This window comes from Stenotrophomonas maltophilia (assembly GCF_003970865.1).
In the GTDB taxonomy this organism is placed as follows: Bacteria; Pseudomonadota; Gammaproteobacteria; order Xanthomonadales; family Xanthomonadaceae; genus Stenotrophomonas; species Stenotrophomonas maltophilia_AR.
This window is the reverse complement of the sequence record NZ_RXLZ01000130.1, coordinates 1-2,463: the sequence shown is the minus strand read 5'-3', so window position 1 is coordinate 2,463 and position 2,463 is coordinate 1. Positions and strand designations below refer to the sequence as shown.

Here is a 2,463-nt window from a genome sequence, read left to right as displayed (position 1 = left end):
ATGCTGAAGTAACAGTCAGTGGTGTACGTTGTCTTCTGGCTGGTGAGGCATGTACAATGCTCTACCGAGTTACATACGTTGTGTATTTCGATATCGCGAGAAACTGGTGCAAAGAAATTCTACGCGGGTAAGTTCGTGGGGAGAGTCGGATGGGAAGAGGAGGCGGGGGGTGGGGGTGGTGGGTGCGTCCTCGCCCTCAGCGGGCTCGGGCCTGTAGGTGACCACGACCACACGGGGGTGAGGGCTGAGACGGGATTCAAGGTGCTCCAAACGCCGTTTCACAGTTTCAACCTCTTTAAGGGCGCGGGCTCGCGCTGAAGGGCGACCTCGAGGGCCTGTAGGCGCTGCTCGAGGTCGTGGGCCTCGGTGGCCTTGGCGTAAGACCCGGCCAGGGTAGCCAGGACGCTAGCGGCCTTGAGCTTGCGGTCTGGATCGGCTGTAGGGGCTTGGGCGATACCCTCCACCTCGAGCAGCACCCCCCACAGCACGGCGCGTAGCTGCCCCAAATCGCCGGGTTTACGGCGGCGTAAGCGTTTAGGTTTCAGCGTGCTCATCGCCATACCTCAAGGGTACCCCCTCCCCCCCTGCGGCAGCTCCCAGGCATAGCAACACCAGCAACGCGGCCGCGGGCAACCGGGAGTTTGCGCGCCATCGGCTGATTACCTCGAGAAGCAGCGGGCGGGGGTCGGAAGGTGGGCGAGGCAGATCAGCGGGCCATGCCCCCAGATCGCCCTGCTCGGCCTTCGAGAGCACCGGCAAGATGGTCCCGCTCCACCGCTCCCAAAGGAGAAGTTCGGGCTCGAGGTCGGGGTAATCGGCGAGTTCGAGGGGGATGAAGCGCTCGAACGCCCCGCTGGGCAGCCCGTCCACCACGCTGCGAAACCGGGCCCAAAATGCGCTCCAGGCGGCGCGGTGGGCCTCACGGGTCCTGGACTCAAGTTTTTCGATTCGGTCAGTCCTCATAAATCAATCGGCTCCAAGCAAAGCGGCAAAAGCAGCGTCCCCGTCGGGGTTTCGAGGCTCAAGAGCGGCTCTCCAGCCTCTCCGACGTGGCGAATGGCGCTCAGCAGGGCATCGCCAAGACCGCTTTGGAGAACAAGCTGTAGCAAATCGAGCCTGAGGGCCAACTGCGGGAATTTGCGTTCTGGACGGGTCATATCGATTTGGCGGGGTCAGGAGCGGCCACGGATGCGGGCGGCTGGGCGGCAAAGGGGCGGCTCAAGATCGAGTCGAGCGCGAAAATGCCGAAGTCCTTGGGGGTTTCGGGTGGCGAGTAGCTCCAGTTGCGCGGCTCGAAGGTGGTGGTCTCGGCTCGGTTCGAGGGCGAAAGGCCGGGCGGCACGGCAGTCAGGGGCTCGGCTGCGTCTCCAAGCTCGGCTAGGACGCGCCGAAGGGCCTCGAGCCGCCGGCTGTTCTCGATGTCACCGGTGGGGCCGGGCCAGGCACCGGGCTCGAGGGCGGCGAACGTGGAAAGCCAGCGCTCACGGGCCGAACGCCACTTGTTGATGATGCCGGGGGCCTGACGCTGGAGGGCGGCAACGGCCTTAGCAATGCCATCGAGCAGGTCTTGTAGCTCGCCCTGGTGCTGCTCCACCTCGCGGGCGATGGTGCGGGCTCGCTCGAGCAACTCCTGCCGGTGCTCACGGCGCTTAGCCTCTGAAATAGCGCTCTGGACGCTAGCAATCTCCGACTCGATGCTAGAAACCAAGTCCTGGGCGGCTCGAGCACGGGTGAGGTGGTTGAGTTTCTCGTGTAGGTCAGCGCTCTCGGCGGCTTTGGCTTGTGCAGCCTCGAGTTCGCCCTTGGCTGCGGCAAGTTGGGCCTTTAGCTCGGTAAACTTGGCTTGTAGATCGCTCATTTTGGCTCCTTGCTTTGGATTGTTGGCTCTGGGTCGGTGTGCGGTGCGCTCCATCCCCGGCAGGGCGGGCGGGGGACGCGGTCGGTGCAGGTAGTGAGTCATGGCATCCACCACCATTCACGGCGCTCTAGGTCGAGCCAGGCGATGCCAAGCGCGGGCAGCACCAAGTGCTCCACCAGCCGGTGGCCGGCGACGTGGGGCCAGTGCTGGGATGTGAGGCCCCTGAAGCGCCACCGGCCAGGGGCCAGCACCTCGAGCACGCCCTGGGCCTCGGCCAAACGGTCGTGGTAGCGCTGGATGGGCTCCTCACCGGGCTGCTCGATCTGGTGCAGCAGTTCGGCGGCGACGCTGACGGCGATGCGCCTAGGGGAGGGGCTAGAACCACGCGGTATCATCCTCAGCCTCCACCTCGCTCAACACCTCCCGGCGTACCGGCTGGGAGGGGGGGCCCGGCCAAAGGCCCTGGACCTGCACCGCCCCGGGTTCGGGGTACTGCCGGGCCGGGGCGGAGGGCACTGTCCCCACAGGGGAGGCACACCCCCCCGGGCGCACCCCCCCAAGCGGAGAACCCCCCCCCCCCCCCCCCCCCCCCCCCCCCCCCCCCC

At 66.1% G+C, this 2,463-nt stretch carries 3 protein-coding genes; all 3 read right to left on the bottom strand.

The window, feature by feature from the left end:
* Positions 1-278 precede the first annotated feature (278 nt).
* On the bottom strand, positions 279-554 hold the full coding sequence (locus tag EKL94_RS22020; RefSeq protein ID WP_085205618.1) for a hypothetical protein: 276 nt from the start codon (positions 552-554) through the stop codon (positions 279-281).
* Positions 555-1,153: 599 nt separating this feature from the next.
* Complete coding sequence (locus EKL94_RS22015; RefSeq protein ID WP_126930636.1) at positions 1,154-1,858, bottom strand: HlyD family secretion protein; 705 nt, start codon at positions 1,856-1,858, stop codon at positions 1,154-1,156.
* Positions 1,859-1,956: 98 nt separating this feature from the next.
* Positions 1,957-2,253 carry a hypothetical protein gene (locus tag EKL94_RS22010; RefSeq protein ID WP_075275681.1) on the bottom strand — a complete coding sequence of 99 codons (297 nt, stop codon included), beginning with the start codon at positions 2,251-2,253 and terminating at the stop codon, positions 1,957-1,959.
* Positions 2,254-2,463: the final 210 nt, after the last annotated feature.